This window comes from Halorubrum sp. SD612, assembly GCF_002135005.1.
Genome location: NZ_NEWI01000013.1, coordinates 15778 through 33100, shown reverse-complemented (window position 1 = coordinate 33100; position 17323 = coordinate 15778). Strand labels below are relative to the sequence as shown.

Genomic DNA, 17323 nt, shown 5'->3' with positions numbered 1-17323 from the left:
ACCAATGACAGGCTGTACGCTCTGTGACCTCCCGACGGGGGACGACCCGCACACCGCGCCCGACGTCGACGGCGAGTTCTGCTGCCGCGGGTGCCTGACGGTCGCGCGCTCGCTCGACGACGTCGAGGACCTCGACGACCTCGACGCGCGGCGTCCGGACGCGACGCCGGGCGAGGAGTTCGACGGCGAGACGACGTTCCTCCACGTCGACGGGATGCACTGCGCCACCTGCGAGTCGTTCCTCGAGATGACTGCGGGCGAGCAGGACGGGGTCGCGGCCGCCGAGGCGAGCTACGCCACGGACACGATCCGGGTCGACTACGACCCGGACGCGGTGGACGCGGACGAGCTGCCCGACCGGCTCTCGGTCGCGGGGTACTCGGCGAGCGACCGCGCGGACCCGGACGCGGAGGACGACGACGCCGTCGTGCGGTTCCTCATCGGCGGCGGGTTCTTCGGCATGATGGCGATGCTGTGGTACGTCCTCTTCCTGTATCCGACCTACTTCGGGTACGAGCCGATCGTCGACCTCGGCGGCGTCTCCGGGACCTACCTCTTCGCGCAGATCTGGCTGTTCGCCTCCATCGTGCTGTTCTACACCGGCTACCCGATCTTGCGCGGCGCGTACGTGAGCCTCCGGGCGCGACAGCCGAACATGGACCTGCTCGTGTCGCTCGCGGCGACGAGCTCGTACGCGTACAGCACGCTCGCGCTGCTCGTCGGCCGGACCGACCTCTACTTCGACGTGACCATCGCGGTCATCCTCGTCGTCACCGCGGGCAACCACTACGAGTCGATAATCAAGCGGCGGGCGACCGGCATGCTCGCCGACCTGACGACGACCGAGGACCGGACGGTGCGGACCAAGGCGGGCGAGACCGTCGCCGCCGACGCGGTCGCCCCCGGCGACCGGCTGCTCGTGCGCCCCGGCGAGCGCGTGCCCTTCGACGGGACCGTCGCCGAGGGAACGGCCGCTGTCGACGAGGCGCTCGTCACCGGCGAGTCCCTCCCCGCCACGAAACGCGAGGGCGACGCGGTCCGGGGCGGGACCGTCGTCACCGACTCGCCGGTCGTCGTCAAGGTCGGCGAGGACGCGGCGAACACCCTCGACACCCTCGTGCGGCTGCTGTGGGAGATCCAGAGCTCGCGGTCCGGCGTCCAGCGGCTCGTCGACCGCTTGGCGACGGTGTTCGTCCCCCTCGTCGTCGCGGTCGCGACCGTCGGCGCCGCCGCGACGCTGGCGCTCGGGTCGGCGCCGATCGAGGCCGCGCTCGTCGGGCTGACGGTGCTCATCGTCTCCTGTCCGTGTGCGCTCGGCCTGGCGACGCCGCTCGCGGTCGCCGCCGGGATCCGCGACGCCGCGAACCGCGGCATCGTCGTCGTCTCCGACGCCGTCTTCGAGTCGGCGAGCGACGTCGACACCGTCGTCCTCGACAAGACCGGGACGCTCACCGACGGCGAGATGCGGCTGCTCGACGCGACGGCCGCGGCGGGGACGCCGGTCGACCGCGTGCGAGACCGCGCCGCCGCCGTCGAGCGCGCCTCGGTCCACCCGGTCGCCGAGGCGATCGTCTCCGGAGTGCTGGGAGACTCGGAGGGGCGAACGGTTGGGCGGCCGGCGACCGACGGCGGCGCGGCGACCGCGGCGGACTCGACCGCCGACGGCGTCGGCGAGACCGACGACGCGCCCGCCCCGAGCGGCCCGTCAGCGACGGACGTGGACGTCTTCGACCGCGGGGTCGCGGGGCGCGTCGACGGCGACGAGGTCGTCGTCGGCCACCCCGGCCTGTTCGACGAGCGCGGCTGGCCGATACCGGACACGCTCCGCGAGGCGGGAGCGACCGCCCGCGACCGCGGGAACGTGCCCGTCTACGTCGGCTGGGATGGTCGCGGCCGCGGCGTCCTGACGGTCGGCGACGAGGTGCGCGACGGGTGGGAGTCGGTGGTCGCCGACCTCGACGCGGACGGCCGTCGGGTGGTGGTGCTCACCGGCGACGCGCCCGCGGCCGCGAGGCGGTTCGCGGAGCACCCCGCGATCGACGAGGTGTTCGCCGAGGTGCCGCCGGAGGCGAAGGCCGAGACGGTCCGGCGGCTCGGCACCGACGGCTCGGTCGCGATGGTCGGCGACGGGAGCAACGACGCGCCGGCGCTCGCCGCGGCCGACCTCGGGGTCTCGATCGCCTCCGGCACCGACCTCGCCGCGGACGCGGCCGACGCCGTCCTCCTGGAGGACCGGCTCTCGGCGGTCCCCGAACTGTTCGCCGTCACGCGCGGGACGAACCGACGGCTGAAACAGAACCTCGGCTGGGCGTTCGTCTACAACGCGGTCGCGATCCCGTTGGCGTTATCCGGCGTCCTCAACCCGCTGCTGGCCGCGCTCGCGATGGCGTCGAGCAGCATCCTCGTCGTGACCAACTCCGCGCGTGCGGTGTTCGACCCCGACTGAGTCCAGCGTGGCCGGGGTCAGCTCTCCCCGTCTCCCGAGCCCGCGCTCCGATCGGCGCTCGCGGGGAGGAGGCGGCGCGCCAACGCCCCCAGGCGCTTGTACGCGAGGTTCACGTACAGTCCCGAGAGGAAGACGACGCCGGCGACGAGGGGCGCGTCGCCGGTCGTCCCGCCGAGAAGGATGTCGGAGAGCAGGTACACCCCGACGCCGAGCGGCAGGGCGGCCGGCAGCCGGAGGTTGTACCGGACGAGCGTGCCGACGGAGGCGTCGAACCGCTCGACGAGGGCGGTGAACACGAACCCCAGGGCGCCGAGCAGGCTGAACAGGGGGACGAACGGCGGAACGACTCCGGAACCGAGGCCGGCGAACCCGGGGAACGGGCCGTCGGTCACCAGCAGCGCCCCGGCGGCGAGGCCGACGGTGAGGAGCACGTCGGCGGCGATGACGCCGACGCCGAACCGCGACCGGTACCACGTCCGCGCGAGCCGCGACCGGTTCTCGGAGGCGGCGTCGACCGCCGGATCGCCGGGGGCGACCGCCTCGGTCCGGGTCCGCTCCGATGAGTCCGACATCGTCACCGAGATTTGTCGGCGAGTCCTAATTAGCTTGCGGCGTGAGAACAGTGATCAATGTAACCCGTCGAAGAGTCCTCCTCGGGCGTCTCCAGTCTGAGAACAGCCGAGTGACTACGCCGTCGCGCCGACGTGCGGCTTGACCGCGCGGACGATGGCGTCGACGTCGTACTCGTCTTCGGTCTTGTCGAAGACGACCTCGCCGTCAGCGCGGACGACGAACACGCCGTCGTCGCCGGTCACCAGAGCGACCTCGTCGACGCTCTCGCCGAACTGCTTGAGGATCGCCTCGGAGACGTCTCGGGCGCGGTTCAACATGCCACAGGGGACGCAGTACTCGACTTCAACGCGTGTCATGGCACAGCGTAGGACACGAACAGGATTAAAGGGACAGGTCCCGGTCGGTCGCGGCGCGCTCGCGACGATATCGCCGTGTCAGACCACCAGCGCGTCGAAGACGACGGCGAACAGCAACAGGCCGAGGTAGGCGTTCGAGGCGTGGAACGCGCGGAAGGCGGCCCCCTCAGTCTGCTCGTAGTGGAGCCGGACGACCATCCAGAGGAAGACCCCGCCGACGCCGACGCCGACGACCGCGTACAGCGCGCCGAGCGGGTCGGCGGCCGCGGCGAGGGCGACCGCGGCGACCAGCGTCGCGCCGAGGTACCAGAGGATGTGCCGACGCGTCGCGGTCTCCCCGCGGACGACGGGCATCATCGGGAAGCCGCCGCGCTCGTAGTCGTCCTTGTACGCCAGCGCGAGGTTGTAGAAGTGTGCGGGCGTCCACAGGAAGATGACCGCGGCGAGCAGCACCCCGCCGCCGCCGACCTCGCCCGTGACTGCGGCCCACCCGATGAGCGCCGGCAGCGCGCCGGCCGCGCCGCCGATGACGGTGTTTTGGACCGTGTTCGGTTTGAGGACGAGCGTGTAGACGACGCTGTAGAACAGTATCGCGACAAGCCCGAGCGCGGCCGTCAAGGAGTTCACCGTCCAGAACAGGCCGAGCGAGACGAGCGTCAGCAGACCGCCGAACGCGAGGGCGTGCGGAACGGGCACGAGGTCCGTCGCGAGCGGGCGGTCGCTGGTGCGTTGCATCCGCTTGTCCACGTCGCGTTCGAGGACGTGGTTGAACGTCCCGGAGGCGCCAATCGAGAGCGCACCGCCGGCGAGCGTCGCCGCCACGACGGGCGGCGTGAAACCGGAGCCGCCCGCCAGCGCCATCGCGGCCGCGGCGACGAGGCAGAGCAGCCACATCAGCCGCGGCTTCATCAGCCGGAAGTACGCGGTCGCGGTCGCCTTCAGCCGCGGGAGCGCCGCCGACGGGATGTCCGGTTCCGGGGCCTCCTCGACCGGCGGCAGGTCGTCGGTCCCGGGTTCGAACTCGTCGGGCGCGTCGTCCGGGTCGCCCGTCTCGGCCTCCAGCCACCAGGCGAGCGCGGCGAGGACGGCCCCGAAGATTCCGATACCGATCAGGAGGTGCGCGGAGCCGAGCGCGGCCGGGAGGTCGCCGAGCGCGACGAGCGCGCCGACGCCGGCCTGCGCGGGATAGACAACGAGCGCGACGGCGAGCGCGACCCTGACCCGGCGGTCGGCGCCGTCCCGCCACGCGAGCGCGGCGGAGAGCGCGACGAGGAGACCGACGACGGCGGCGAGGGCGCGGTGGCCGAGGGCGATCCACCCCTCGGTCGCCGTCGGGAGGGCGGCGCCGTTCCCGCAGGCCGGCCAGGCGCCGCAGGCGGTCGCCGCCTCGGTGAGCGAGGTGGTGGCGCCGACGACGACGAGCAGGTACACGCCCATCGCGGCCGCGGCCAACACCGCGGGGAATCTGTCTGGGAGCGTCACGTGGCGTGAATTACGAATCGGACCCATATATGTTCCGCGCTTCGACAAAACGGCGGCGAGCGGCGGGCGAAAACGCGGACCCGAGCGGACGGCGTCCGTCAGCGCTCAGTCCCGGTCCGCGTCCGCCTCGCCGCCGCGCTCTCGGAGGATCCGGTCGACGATGTCGCCACTGGAGAGCAGTTCGTCCTCGTACTTCGGCTCGCGGCCGGACGCGCGCTCGACCCGGCAGTCGATACCCCGGTCCGCGAGCGCGTCGGCGATGTCGGCCTCGTCGTGGTGCTGGTCGAACCCCAACACGATCACGTCGGGGTCGAGCCGCTCGATGGGGACGAACACGTCCCCCGGATCGCCGAGGTGCGCCTCGTCGACCGCGTCGAGCGCCGCGACCATGTCGCGCCGCTGGCGGGCGCACAGCACCGGTGCGGGCTTGTGCGTGACGTTGGTCCGGCGGGCGACGATGGCGTGGAGCTCGTCGCCGCGGGCCGCGGCGTCCTCCAGGTAGTGGACGTGGCCGGGGTGGAGCAGGTCGAACGTCCCCTGCGCGACGACCCGCGTCATCGGAACCACGAGAGGAAGCCGCCGCGGTCGCGCTCGTCGAGCTCCCGGTCGATGTCCTCCTGGGTGAAATCGAAGAAGTGCTCGTCGGGCACCTCCACGTCGAGGACGTCGAGGGTGGTCTGTCGCCCCTCGTTGTCGAACGCCTTCCAGTCGCCCCAGCCGTAGGGGGCGCCGACGATGATGTGTACTTTCCCCTGCCCGAAGGTCGCGAGGTCGGCGTCGCTCGGCCGCAGCGCGCCGTTGGGGTGGGAGTGGACCGACCCGACCGCGCGCATGTCGTTCGGCTTCATGTGTGTCCGGACGCTGGCGCTCGTCGGGCTCGACTCCGTGCCCGGGATGACGAGCACGTCGGTGATCACCTGTCCGTCCCGGTCGAGATCGAGCTTCCGGGCGTCGTCCGCGCGGAGGAACCCCATGTACTCGTTGGGGTGCGTCTCCTCGCTCGCCTCGAGGACGAAATCCAGGGTCTCTCGGGCGATGCCGAGGAGCTCGTCCGAGCGGAACAGTCGCATAAGCGGGATAAGTCGCCGTCGCCTCATAGGGGTTCCGGACCGCGGAACGCGACGCGGACTCCCGGCCCGAGCCCCGAGAGAACAGGCTTAACACCGGCCGTTCCCGAAGGCTGCTCATGAGCGAAAACTTCGCCGGGGATTCCGGCACGCGGGGCGATTCGAGCCCCGAACCCGACGCCGACGCGGCGGAGGGGGCGGCCGACGACCGGCCGACCGTCTACGATCTGGCGCCGGACTGTACCCTCGAAGACGCCGCAGTCGACGAGCTGTACCACGCCGAAGTCAACGGCGTCGTCGACTACGGCGTGTTCGTCGACCTCTCCGACGCCGTAAGCGGGCTGGTCCACGAGTCGAACCTCGACGGCGACTACGCGGTCGGCGACCGGCTGATCGTCCGGCTCACCGAGGTCAAGGAGAACGGCGACGTGGCGTTCGACGACGTCGACCCCGACGACTACCGCACCGAGACGGTCGCCCACGAGCCGACGGTCTCTCGGGTCCGGGGCCTCACGCCGGGCGACGAGGTGACCGTCGAGGGCGAGGTCGTTCAGGCGAAACAGACGGGGGGTCCCACCGTCTTCGCCGTCGCGGACGCCTCCGGCGTCCTCTCCTGTGCCGCCTTCGAGTCCGCCGGGGTCCGGGCGTACCCCGAGGTCGAGGTCGGCGACATGGTCCACGTCTCGGGGGCGATCGAGAGCCGCGAGAACGCGCTCCAGTTGGAGGTCGACTCGCTGACGCGGCTCCCCGACGAGCGCGCCGCCGAAGCCCGCGATCGCTTCGAGGCGGCCCTCGACGAGCGCGCCGAGCCGGCCGACGTCGAGCCGCTCGTCGACTGGGAGGCGTTCGAGCCGATCCACGAGGACCTCCGCGAACTCGCGCGGTTGCTCCGCCGGACGGTCCTCGCCGGCCGCCCGATCCGTGTCCGACACCACGCCGACGGCGACGGGATGTGCGCCGCGATCCCGGTACAGCTCGCCGTTGAGAACCTCATCGAGGAGGTCCACGGCGACCCCGACGCCGCCCGACACCTGTTCAAGCGGCTCCCGAGCAAGGCGCCCTACTACGAGATGGAGGACGTCACCCGCGACCTCAATTTCGCCTTGGAGGGCCGCGCGCGCCACGGGCAGAAGCTCCCCTTCCTCCTCATGCTCGACAACGGGTCGACAGAGGAGGACGTGCCGGCCTACGAGAACCTCGCGCACTACGACATCCCCATCGCGGCCGTCGATCACCACCACCCCGACCCCGAGGCGGTCGGGCCGCTGCTCGACGCCCACGTGAACCCCTACCTCCACGGCGAGGACTACCGGGTCACCACCGGGATGATGTGCGTCGAGCTCGCCCGGCTCGTCGACCCGTCGCTCACCGAGGAGCTCGAACACGTGCCGGCGGTTGCCGGCCTCTCCGACCGCTCGAAGGCGGAGGCGATGGACGACTACGTCGCGCTCGCCGAGGGCGCGGGGTACGACGAGTCCGACCTCCTCGACATCGGCGAGGCGCTCGACTACGCCGCCCACTGGCTCCGCTACTCCGAGGGGAAGACCCTGGTCAACGACGCGCTCAACGTCAGTTGCGACGACGAGGCGCGCCACGAGGAGCTCGTCGAGTTCCTCTCGGAGCGCGCCGAGCGCGACGTGGAGCGCCAGCTCGACGCCGTCGAGGACCACGTCGACCACGAGCGGCTCGCCTCCGGCGCGCACCTCTACCGGATCGACTTAGACGAGTACGCGCACCGATTCACCTACCCCGCGCCGGGCAAGACGACCGGCGAGCTCCACGACACGAGAGTGAAAGAGACCGGCGACCCCGTCATCACCATCGGCTACGGCCCCGACTTCTGCGTCCTCCGGTCCGACGGCGTCCGGCTCGACATCCCGAACATGGTGACCGAGCTGAACGAGGAACTCCCCGAGGCCGGCGTCTCCGGGGGCGGCCACCTCGTCGTCGGCTCGATCAAGTTCGTGAAGCGCCGCCGCAGCGAAGTGATCGAGACGCTGGTCGAGAAGATGGCGGGGGCGGAGATCGACGAGGCGCTCTCATCGACGATCGCGCTCGACGACTGAGCCGGGCGCCGCGGCCGTTCGCACCGACCTCGTTTCTCAGCCGAACGCGAGCTCCCGTCGAGCGACGGCGCCGGCTCCCGCGAGCGCGACGCCGAACCCGGCGACGAAGGCGATCGGAAGCTGGATTCCGCCGCCCCGCCAGTCGGCCGCGTACGCGCGAGCGTAGAAGTCGGCGACCGACTCGTTCTCGACCGCGAGCACCACCTCGCGGTTGTTCGTCTCCGCGCTCGGATTCCAGTTGAGGCTGCCGACGAGCGCCGTGTCGTCGACGACCAGCCCCTTCGCGTGGACCTTCTCGAACCGGCCGCGCGGCTCGGCGAGGTCGACGGCGATCGGCTCGTCCCTGAGCGACTCGGAGAGGTTCCGGTTCGCCTCCCGGTCGTACCACGCGTCCGAGAGCAGCAGGTGGACGTCGACCCCGCGGTCGGCCGCGCGTCGGAGCGCGCGGACGATCCGATCGTCGGGACCGCCGACCCGCGGCACGACCGCGAGCACCCGCTCGTCCGCGGCGTCGATCCGCGCGACGATCCGGTCGGCGGCGTTCCCCGGCGCGGTCAGGACGGTCACGTTCGCCGTCGCGGGCTTCGCGGGCGCGTCGAACCGCGTCGGGTACGAGCCGTTCACGCGCCCGCCGCCGTGGAACTCGGTGTCGGCGCGGAAGGCGCGCCACGAGCGCGCGTCCCGCGCCCGGAAGTCCGCGGCGAACAGCGCGGCGAGGTCCTCCGCGACGAGCGCGTCGCGCTCGGTCCCGGGACCGCCCGCGTCCACGGTGTCGTCGCTTCCGACGACGACGCCCCAGCCGCGGTTGCTCCGCCCGCCCGTGCCGGACCGCTTCCAGTTCTCCGTGAGGACGACCGCGCGGTCGTCGGCGACCGCGTACTTCGGGTGGTGGAACCGGAACCGCTCGACCTCGCCGTCGAGGATCCGGACCTCGACGCCGGCGGCCGTCAACCGGTCGATCAGCTCCGCGCTCCGCGCCGGGAAACCGCCGACCGGCGACCCCTCCAGCAGCACGCGGACGCGGACGCCGCGGTCCGCGGCGGCGACGAGCGCGTCGGCGACCCGCTCCGAGGTCAGCGTGTAGCCGGCGACGAACAGGCGGTCCTCGGCGTCGCGGAGCGGCTCGACCGGCAGGCCGGGGCTGTCGGGGAGAACGAACGGCGTCACGGCGGCGTTCGCGGTCCGACGCGGCGACCGGCGTTCGTACCCGCGGGGTCGCCACTCCCCCCAGTCGGCGCGCCACCGGTGTCCCTCGGGCGCGCGGTCGTAGTCGACCGCGGCGACCGTCGTCCCGTTCCGGCGGAGCGCGATCCGGTCGCCCGACGCGGCGAGCGGGAAGTGGTCGTCGAGCGCGCGGAGCGTCGGGTCCCCGGTGCCGCCGTTGCCGGCGACCGCGGTCTCGTCGGCGAGCAGGGGCGTCGCGTTCGCGGGGTCCATCGAGAGGGCGACGACGCCGCTGGCGTTCGCCGGGACCTCCGCCTCGTGGTGTCCGTCGGCGAGCGACCAGTTCCCGCGCTCGGGGAGCCGGACGACGAGGTACTCGCCGCGGTTCTCCGCGGTCGTCGGGTTCGGGAACAGCTCGACGATCCGCGGCGTCGTGGACACGAGCGTCAGGTTCTCGGGGCTCTCGTTCGCCGGGGCGGTGGCAGCGCCGCCGGGGTCGAGTCTGCCGACTCCCGGGCCGGTTCCGGCATCGCCAGCGACGGCGACCGGGACGACGGCCGCGGAGACGAGCAGTCCGAGCGCGACGACGGCGGCGACGCTCGCGGTCGAGTAGATCGGGACACGGAACGGAGCGGGTGACACGAGGGGAGTGCCCTCGGTATCGGTGAAAAGGGTCGGTCGAACGGCGGGCGGAGCGGGTCGGGTCAGTCGGTCCGCATCACGCGGGCCGCGTCAGGCGGTCGGCGCCGGTTCCGCCTCGTCGTCGAGCGCGTCCCGGGCCTTCTCGCCCTCGGTCGAGACGACGAAGGAGTGTTCGTCGGCGTACTCGGCGACCGCTTCGAGCGCCTCGCGGGTGCCGATCTGGCGGAGCGCCCAGCCGGCGGCCGCGCGGACGTCGTCGGACGGGTGCGCCTCGAGCGCGTCGGCGAGGGGGTCGACGGCGCGGGTGTCGCCGATCAGCCCGAGCGCGCGGGCGGCGTGGGGGCGGACGAGCTCGTCGGTGTCGCCGTCGGGGTCGAGCTGGTTCGCGAGCGGCTGGACCGCCTCGGACGCGCCGATTTCGCCGAGCGCCTTGAACACGACCTTCTGGAGCTGCGGGTTCGAGTCCTCGGGGACGTACTCGACGAGGGTGTCGGTCGCCTCTTCGGCCGCCATCGTCCCGAGGATCCGGATCGCGGGCTGGTCGCGCTTCTCGGCGCGGCCGAGGATCTCCTCGACCGACGCCTCGGTCTTGCCGCGCTTGCCCATCCGCTCGAACGCCTCCAGGCAGTGGCGCTCCATGAACTCGGACTGGAGCGAGTCGAGCGCGAGCAGGATCATGTCGACGTTGCCCCGCGCCTCGTGTTCCTTCAGCGCCGCCCACTCGACGGGGAAGTCCTTGTAGTGGCCGAGCACGTCGTAGTATCCCTGCGCACGGAGCTGCTCGTGGGTTTCGAGGTCGTCCCACTCCTCGGCGTCGTCGAGGCCGGCCTCCAGCTCGTCGGTCGCGTCCAGCAGCGCGGCGATGTCGTCGGCGTCGTCATCCGCGTCGAGGTCGGCGTCAGTGACCGCGCCGGCGACCGCGTCGAGCGCCGCGACGAGCTGATCGACGGGGGCCGGCGCCGCGGCGTCGGCCGCCTCGCCTTCCGCGAGAAGCGCCTCGGGATCCTCATCGGCGTCGCCGAGCGCGTCGTCGATCGCGTCGGCGGCCGCGTCGACGAACGACTCGACGGCGGCCGCGACGTCCTCGCGCCCGTCGTCGGTCCACTCCGTGTCTTCGACCGTCCCGGCGGCGGATTCGATCGCGTCGACGACGTCCTCCCCGTAGGGGCCGCGGGCGTCGTCCACGCCGTCGCGAAGCTCCGCGACGCGGTCTTCGAGGTCGCCGCGCGGGTCGTCCGCGTCCTCATCGTCCTCGTCCGGCTCGGGGAGGTCGGCCTCCTCGATACCGGTCTCCGCGTCGGCTAAGAGCGCCTCGACGTCGTCGAGGTCGGCCTCTGTCTCGGCGGCCTCGAGGCGGTCGGCGATCTCGTCGAGGTACTCGGTGAGGGACTCCTCGGTCGCGTCGTCGGGGAGCGTCGGAGCGGCCGTCTCCGCCGGCTCGCCGTCGTCCGCGGCGTCGGCCGGGTCGTCATCGCCGTTGCTCATATACCACGAACTCCGCGCGTAGTCCATTAAGAGGTTTCCCTTCGCGGGCGCCGGGCGGCCGCGTGCGGGGCACGGAGCGGCCGCGACCGGCGCGGTGTCCCTCCGTTCTCTGCTGTGCGGGTCGCGGTAGATCCCCGCGCTTGGTGGCTCCGTCGGAATACCGAATTCCTCGACGTTCGAGGTCGACCGCGACGCCGTCACCGACGGGCCGTACGGGCGGTTCTCCTCAGCGGTCGGCGAGCAGGTCGTCGCTCTCGACGACTGTCGCGAACTCGCCGTTCAGGTGCGCGAGCGCGACGCGGTGGGAGGTCTCCGGGTCGATCCGCTCCCAGTCGGGCGCTTCGCGGGCGTGCGTCGCGGTCGCGTCGGCGACCACGCGCACGTCGTAGCCTCGGTTCTCGGCCTCGCGCGTCGTCGTCGAGACGCAGTGGTCGGTGGTGAGTCCGCAGACGACGAGCGACTTGTGCCCGGCCTCGCGGAGCCACTCGTCGAGCCCGGAGTCGAGGAACGCGCCGTTGACCGACTTCTCGAAGGTCGGCTCGCCCCCGGCGGGCGCCGTTTCCGGCTTCCACGCGAAGCCGGGGGCGTCCGGACGCAGCGGCGAGTCGGGTTCCGTCGAGGCGTGGCGGACGTGCGCGACCGGCCGGTCCGTCTCGCGCCAGCGGTCGAGGAGCGCGGCCGCGACCGCCTCGGCGTCGGGGTTGTTGCGCTCGCCCCACCCCGGCTCGTCGAACCCGACTTGGAAGTCGACGAGGAGGAGGACCGCGTCGTCAGTCATCGCCGAGTCCGGAACTGACGGGCGCGTCGGATTCGCTCCCGGTGTCGGCCGCGTCGAACGCCCGCCACGCGCCGGGTTCGAGCAGCGACTCGGACGCCTTGGGGTGTTCGCGCGTCGGGTCGAGCGGACAGGCGTCCGGGCTCGCGTCGTCGTCCTCGCGGAACAGGTACTGCTTCCACTCGCGGTCGCCCTCGGCGCCCCAGTCGCCGAGGGCGGCGTGGGGACAGACCCCGTCGTACTCCTCCATCCGGCCTCGGATCGTCTCGCGGGCGCGCTCGCCCGCCTCGGTGTCGGCGGTGATCCCCTCGAAGACGCTCCGGGGTTGGAAGGTGATCTCTAAGCCGACCGGCGAGTAGCGGCTCTTCCGGTCGTCGTAGAAGGGGGCGCGCGAGGTCGGGAACAGCGCCTCGCCGCCGAAGCAGAACTCCCACCGCGGGGTGTCGGGGTCGACCGGGATGTCGTCCGGCCACGGCTCCGGGTCGTGGACGTGGAGGAACTCCAGGACGTGCCAGAGCCGCTCGTGGTAGTGCGCCTCGCCGCGGTCGTCGTCGGGCGGCCTGAAGAACACCGCGAGCGGCGCGCGGTCGGCGTGGTCCGGGTACGTGTCGAGGTACTCTGAGAGGACATCGCGCAGCCGCAACAGCGCGGCCGGGTCCGTGGTCGACTCGCAGGCGGCGTACAGCATGTCGCCCTCGCGCTCGACCTCGATCCCGAAGTAGCAGGGGAACGGGGACCCGTCGCGCTCGCCGAGCATCGACTCCCGGAAGGTCCGGTAGTGCTCCTGAAACCACGGCGACGCGTCGTCGAGCCGATCGTGGAGCGTCTCTTGGTCCAACAGCACGCCCTCGATGCCGGGCTCGTTCATACGCGTTGTCGGGGCGAAGCGGTCTTTTGGCTTTCGCCGGGTTCGACGCGGCGGGAACGGGCACTGCCGGCCACTCTTATAAACAAGCGACGAGAACGTCCCCGAGGAGATGGCCGACCCGAACGACTCCCACGACCTCCGACGGTTCGTCGAGGCGCAGGCCGGCGTGATCGAGTCGGCCAAGCGGGAACTGCGCGCGGGACGGAAGCGGAGCCACTGGATGTGGTTCGTGTTCCCGCAGGTCGAGGGGTTGGGGACCAGTCGGAGGTCACAGCGCTACGCGATCGGTTCCCGCGAGGAGGCGACCGCGTACCTCGCGCACCCGACGCTGGGGCCGCGGCTGCGGGAGTGTACGGCGATCGTCAACGGGCTGGAGGGGCGGTCGGCCCACGAGGTGTTCGGGTCGCCGGACGACCTGAAGTTCCGGTCGTCGATGACGCTGTTCGACGCGGTCGCGGACGGGGACGGTCCGTTCGGGACCGCGCTCGACCGGTACTACGACGGGCCCGATCCGAAGACGCTCCGGTTCCTGCGGAACGAGTGAGACCGACGGCGGTCGAATCCCGACTGACGGGGATCGGCCGAGTCAGTCCCCGGCCACCGCGAACCGCGAGGCGTCGCCCTCCTCGGTCGGCGCCGTGAGCAGCGAGACCCCCACGGTGAGCGCGCCGGACAGCGCCATCAGCCCGAGCGCAACGTCCCAGCCGCCGAGGACCGTCTTCGGCAGGGTCGGGACGGCACCGACGACGGCGGACAGCACGACGAGCAGGTACGCCGCCTGGGGGACCGCGACGCCGGCGATCATCCCCGTGCGGGTCGTCCGCGGCCAGTAGAGCGCGCAGATCACGGGGAGCGCGAGCAGCGCGAACCCGGAGAACGCCGTGTCGCCGACCTCGATCAGCGTCCCCGGGCGGAACAGGCTCGCGGCGAACGCGAGCGTCGCGAACGCCGCCACGCCGATCCGCGCGATCCACGCCTCGCGTCGCTCGGAGGCGTCGGCGTCGACGAGCGGTCGGTACAGGTCGCGGGTGAAGTACGACGACCCCGAGAGCAGCATCGAGTCCGACGAGGACATCATCGCCGCCATCGCGCCCGCGACGACGAGCGCGGCGAACCACGCGGGGGTGTACTCGCCGAGCACGACCGGGAGCACGTTCGCATCCGTTGGCACCTCGACCGGCGTCCCGGCCGCCCACGCGCCGAGCATGAACGCGGGGAGGAACAGCAGCAGGACGAGGACGGGCCACAGCGCGAACGACCGCTTCAGCGTCGCGGCCGACTTCGCGACGAAGAAGCGCTGGTTGATCTGCGGGAACATCGTCACTCCGAACGCGATGGTGATCGCCGTGGAGACGATGAACTCCGGCGTGTACGCGCCGCCGCCGAAGCCCCCGAACTCGGGCCGGGCCGCCAGCATCCCCTCGGTCGCGGCGCCGACGCCGCCGAGCGCCGAGACGACCCACGCCGCGGCGACCCAGACGACGGAGAGCATGAACAGCCCCTGGAGCGTGTCGGTCCACGCCACGCCGCGGAGTCCGGCAACGGCGACGTAGAGGATCATGAACCCGGTGATGAGCGCCGCGCCGCCCCAGTACGGGACGACGCCGTCGGTGAGGCCGACGAGCGCCTCCCCGGCGCCCATCTGCTGGAGCATGACGTACGGGAACAGCCACAGGAGGCTGACGCCGGCGATCAGCGCGCGCAGCCCGGTCGAGCCGAAGCGGTCGCCGAGCATCTCGCCGAGCGTCACGTAGCCGTTACGAGCGCCGATCAGCCACTGCTTGTAGCCGATGACGTACCACAGCACCGCGAACAGGACGCCGTCTAAGGTCCCCATAACGATCAGCCACTCTGGGCCGGCGCGGTAGGCGAGGTGCGGCCCGCCGAAGAACGTGAACGCCGACAGCAGGGTGGCGAAGGTCGTGAAGAGCAGCACGAGCGTGCCGATCGACCGGTTCGCGAGGTAGTAGTCCTCGGCGGTCGTCTCCGAGACGCGGTACGCGACGAGGCCGAGCGCGAGCGCGACGACGAGGTAGCCGACGACGACGCCGAGCGAAAGGCCGAGCGTCACCGGCGGTTACCCCCGGTCGGCTCCGACGGGTCGCGGCTCGTCGCGCCGTCCACGGCGGCGGAATCTGTGGCCACGGTGTCGGCGGCCGCGGAATCTGCGGCCACGGCGTCGGTCCCCGCCCGCCTGCCCATCCCGCGCTCCCACGCGCCGCGCCGGACGAACAGCGCGAACAGGGCCGCGCACAGCCCGAGCCACGCCACGTGCCACCAGATCCATACCGGCAGCCCCGCGACGACGCGGTCGACGCCCCACAGCGGCCACGGGACCGCGAACGCAACGAGTATCGCGAACGTCGGTATCCAAACGAGATCGCTCCGTAAGCGCGTCATGTACAATGAAACTACGACTATAAACACAAAGAGCTATCGAATAAGTTCGAACACACATATCGGAGAGAAATTTTCTTCGATAACTGTTGCCGGAGGGACGTGGCGATAGCTATTTTCCGCGAGGAGCGCAACGATACACGGACGGGCGCTACCGCCCGCTATCACCATTCACCACTCATGAAAGACACAGAGAAATACCTGATACACGCCACCATCGCGGCCGACGGCGTCGTCGAGCGGAGCGACGTCGTCGGGGCGGTGTTCGGCCAGACGGAGGGGCTGCTCGGCGACGAGCTGGACCTCCGGGACCTCCAGGAGTCCTCGCGCGTGGGTCGGATCGACGTCTCCGTCGAGTCCGAGAACGGCCAGTCGTTCGGCGAGGTCACCGTCGCGTCGAGCCTGGACAAGGTCGAGACCGCGATCCTGGCCGCCGCGCTGGAGACGATCGATCGCATCGGCCCCTGTCACGCCTCCGTCGAGGTGACGAGCATCGAGGACGTACGGGCGGCCAAGCGCCGCGAGGTCGTCGAGCGCGCAAAGGAGCTGATCGCGGGCGGCTTCGAGGAGACGAGCCTCGCGAGCAGCGACGTGTTAGACGAGGTGCGCGACGCCGCCCGCGTCGAGGGCATCGTCGACTACGAGGGGCTCCCGGCCGGGCCGCGCGTCGGCGACTCAGACGCCGTCATCGTCGTCGAGGGCCGCGCCGACGTGCTCACGCTGCTCGACTGCGGGATCAAGAACGCCGTCGCGGTCGAGGGGACGAACGTCCCCGAGGCGGTCGCCGAGCTGACCGCCGACCGGACCGTCACCGCGTTCCTCGACGGCGACCGCGGCGGGGAGCTCATCCTCCGCGAACTCGCGCAGGTGGGCGACGTGGACTACGTCGCGTTCGCGCCGCCCGGCGAGTCCGTCGAGGACCTCGACCGCGACGCCGTCTTCGAGGCGCTCCGCGGGAAGGTCCCGTACGCGAGCCTCGCGGACGCCGGCGATCTCCGAGCGGCCGCCGGCGACGAGGATCCCGAGGACGGCGACGGGGCGTCCGTCAGCGACGGGACGACTACCGACGACGTGGCACCCGACGACGACGGTCCCGAGTCGGCCGCGCGCGTCGGCGACGGCGGCGCGGTGCCGAGCGGTTCCGCGGGCGGCGACGCGGTCGACCCGTCGCCCGAATCGACCGAGCCGCCGACTGCCGGGTCGACGACCGAATCGCGCGACGTGACGGACGCCGACGCCGAAGTCGCCGGAACGAGCGGCGCGTCCGCCTCCGGTGGCGAAGTAGAACCGGCGGATTCGGCGTCAACTCCCGAAGAAGCCGGCGGTACCGACACCGTCGCGGACGACGCCGCCGGAGAGACCGACGAGGTGTCCGGAGGCGACGCGACCGCGGACGAGATGGCTAGCGACAACGCGACCGCGGACGAGGAACCTTCGGACGACGCGACCGCGGACGAGGAACCTTCTGACGGCGCGACCGCGGACGAGGAACCTTCGGACGGCGCGACCGGCGAGCACGACGAACCGCGGTCGATCGCGGCGCACGTCGACGAGGTCGTCGACGGCGAGACCGGCCGCGCCCGGCTCCTCGGCGACGAGTTCGGCGTCGTCGATGAGGTCGACGCGGGAGACGCGTTCGACGCGGTGGAGGGGGCCGAGCCCGCGCCGCGAGCCGTCGTTGTCGACGGCACCGTCGACCAGCGGCTGCTCGACGTGGCGGCCCAGCGCGGGGTCGGCGACCTCGTCGGCCGCGACCTCGGGGAGTTCGTGAAGCGCCCGGTCGGAACGCGGGTACTGACGGCGGCCGCCCTCCGCGCTGGGAGCTAGCGAGACGGGGAGGTCGTCGTTGATCGCTTACGGATCGTCGATCGCCGATCGGCGGTAAAAACCGCTAAAGTCGCAGCTGCTCGCCGATAAAAGAGCGATTGGCGATCGGCGGCGAACGCCTCCAAAGCCCCAGCCGCGATTCCCGCGAGCGAAGCGAGCGGGAATCGCGACTGCC

The 17323-nt window shown here is 71.8% G+C and carries 14 protein-coding genes and 1 pseudogene; 4 read left to right on the top strand and 11 right to left on the bottom strand.

The features are described 5' to 3' along the window. The first annotated feature begins 4 nt into the window (after nucleotides 1-4). Complete coding sequence (locus B9G38_RS02870) at nucleotides 5-2446, top strand: cation-translocating P-type ATPase (protein WP_086219407.1); 2442 nt, start codon at nucleotides 5-7, stop codon at nucleotides 2444-2446. A 17-nt stretch (nucleotides 2447-2463) separates the two neighbouring features. Here B9G38_RS02870 and B9G38_RS02865 read toward each other — a convergent pair whose 3' ends face one another. The 5 genes from B9G38_RS02865 to B9G38_RS02845 form a co-directional block, all read right to left on the bottom strand. Continuing rightward, entirely contained in the window at nucleotides 2464-3018 is a 555-nt protein-coding gene (locus B9G38_RS02865; RefSeq protein ID WP_086219406.1) for a hypothetical protein, read from the bottom strand. 114 nt (nucleotides 3019-3132) lie between these two features. Further along, nucleotides 3133-3375, bottom strand: a complete 243-nt coding sequence (locus B9G38_RS02860; protein WP_049930374.1) for a SelT/SelW/SelH family protein — start codon at nucleotides 3373-3375, stop codon at nucleotides 3133-3135. A gap of 78 nt (nucleotides 3376-3453) precedes the next feature. Beyond that, on the bottom strand, nucleotides 3454-4857 hold the full coding sequence (locus tag B9G38_RS02855; RefSeq protein ID WP_049930373.1) for a heme o synthase: 1404 nt from the start codon (nucleotides 4855-4857) through the stop codon (nucleotides 3454-3456). Between the two features lie 105 nt (nucleotides 4858-4962). Beyond that, nucleotides 4963-5415 carry an adenylyltransferase/cytidyltransferase family protein gene (locus B9G38_RS02850; RefSeq protein WP_049930683.1) on the bottom strand — a complete coding sequence of 151 codons (453 nt, stop codon included), beginning with the start codon at nucleotides 5413-5415 and terminating at the stop codon, nucleotides 4963-4965. Further along, nucleotides 5412-5927 carry a Mov34/MPN/PAD-1 family protein gene (locus B9G38_RS02845; RefSeq protein ID WP_049930371.1) on the bottom strand — a complete coding sequence of 172 codons (516 nt, stop codon included), beginning with the start codon at nucleotides 5925-5927 and terminating at the stop codon, nucleotides 5412-5414. The genes B9G38_RS02850 and B9G38_RS02845 overlap by 4 nt, the downstream gene beginning before the upstream one ends. 116 nt (nucleotides 5928-6043) lie before the next feature. Between B9G38_RS02845 and B9G38_RS02840 the strand changes: the two genes are divergently transcribed. Then, nucleotides 6044-7990, top strand: a complete 1947-nt coding sequence (locus tag B9G38_RS02840; protein ID WP_086219405.1) for a DHH family phosphoesterase — start codon at nucleotides 6044-6046, stop codon at nucleotides 7988-7990. Nucleotides 7991-8026: 36 nt separating this feature from the next. On the opposite strand, the gene B9G38_RS02835 is transcribed toward B9G38_RS02840, so the two are convergent. From B9G38_RS02835 to B9G38_RS02820, 4 genes are all read right to left on the bottom strand, one after another. Further along, complete coding sequence (locus tag B9G38_RS02835; protein ID WP_086219404.1) at nucleotides 8027-9796, bottom strand: phospholipase D-like domain-containing protein; 1770 nt, start codon at nucleotides 9794-9796, stop codon at nucleotides 8027-8029. 90 nt (nucleotides 9797-9886) lie between these two features. Beyond that, on the bottom strand, nucleotides 9887-11281 hold the full coding sequence (locus tag B9G38_RS02830) for a HEAT repeat domain-containing protein (protein ID WP_086219403.1): 1395 nt from the start codon (nucleotides 11279-11281) through the stop codon (nucleotides 9887-9889). Between the two features lie 226 nt (nucleotides 11282-11507). After that, entirely contained in the window at nucleotides 11508-12059 is a 552-nt protein-coding gene (locus tag B9G38_RS02825; protein WP_086219402.1) for a cysteine hydrolase family protein, read from the bottom strand. Continuing rightward, on the bottom strand, nucleotides 12052-12924 hold the full coding sequence (locus tag B9G38_RS02820; RefSeq protein WP_086219401.1) for a YqcI/YcgG family protein: 873 nt from the start codon (nucleotides 12922-12924) through the stop codon (nucleotides 12052-12054). Before B9G38_RS02820 ends, B9G38_RS02825 begins: the two co-directional genes overlap by 8 nt. A gap of 109 nt (nucleotides 12925-13033) precedes the next feature. On the opposite strand from B9G38_RS02820, the gene B9G38_RS02815 reads away from it, so the two are divergent. Further along, nucleotides 13034-13468, top strand: a complete 435-nt coding sequence (locus B9G38_RS02815) for a DUF1810 domain-containing protein (RefSeq protein WP_086219400.1) — start codon at nucleotides 13034-13036, stop codon at nucleotides 13466-13468. 42 nt (nucleotides 13469-13510) lie between these two features. Here B9G38_RS02815 and B9G38_RS02810 read toward each other — a convergent pair whose 3' ends face one another. Both B9G38_RS02810 and B9G38_RS02805 read right to left on the bottom strand, forming a co-directional pair. Continuing rightward, nucleotides 13511-14995, bottom strand: a complete 1485-nt coding sequence (locus B9G38_RS02810; RefSeq protein WP_086219399.1) for a sodium:solute symporter — start codon at nucleotides 14993-14995, stop codon at nucleotides 13511-13513. Nucleotides 14996-15084: 89 nt separating this feature from the next. After that, a pseudogene (locus tag B9G38_RS02805) lies at nucleotides 15085-15324 on the bottom strand (DUF3311 domain-containing protein); the annotation flags it as partial. 177 nt (nucleotides 15325-15501) lie between these two features. On the opposite strand from B9G38_RS02805, the gene dnaG reads away from it, so the two are divergent. Beyond that, nucleotides 15502-17148 carry a DNA primase DnaG gene (gene dnaG, locus B9G38_RS02800; RefSeq protein WP_086219398.1) on the top strand — a complete coding sequence of 549 codons (1647 nt, stop codon included), beginning with the start codon at nucleotides 15502-15504 and terminating at the stop codon, nucleotides 17146-17148. The last annotated feature ends 175 nt before the right edge of the window (nucleotides 17149-17323 follow it).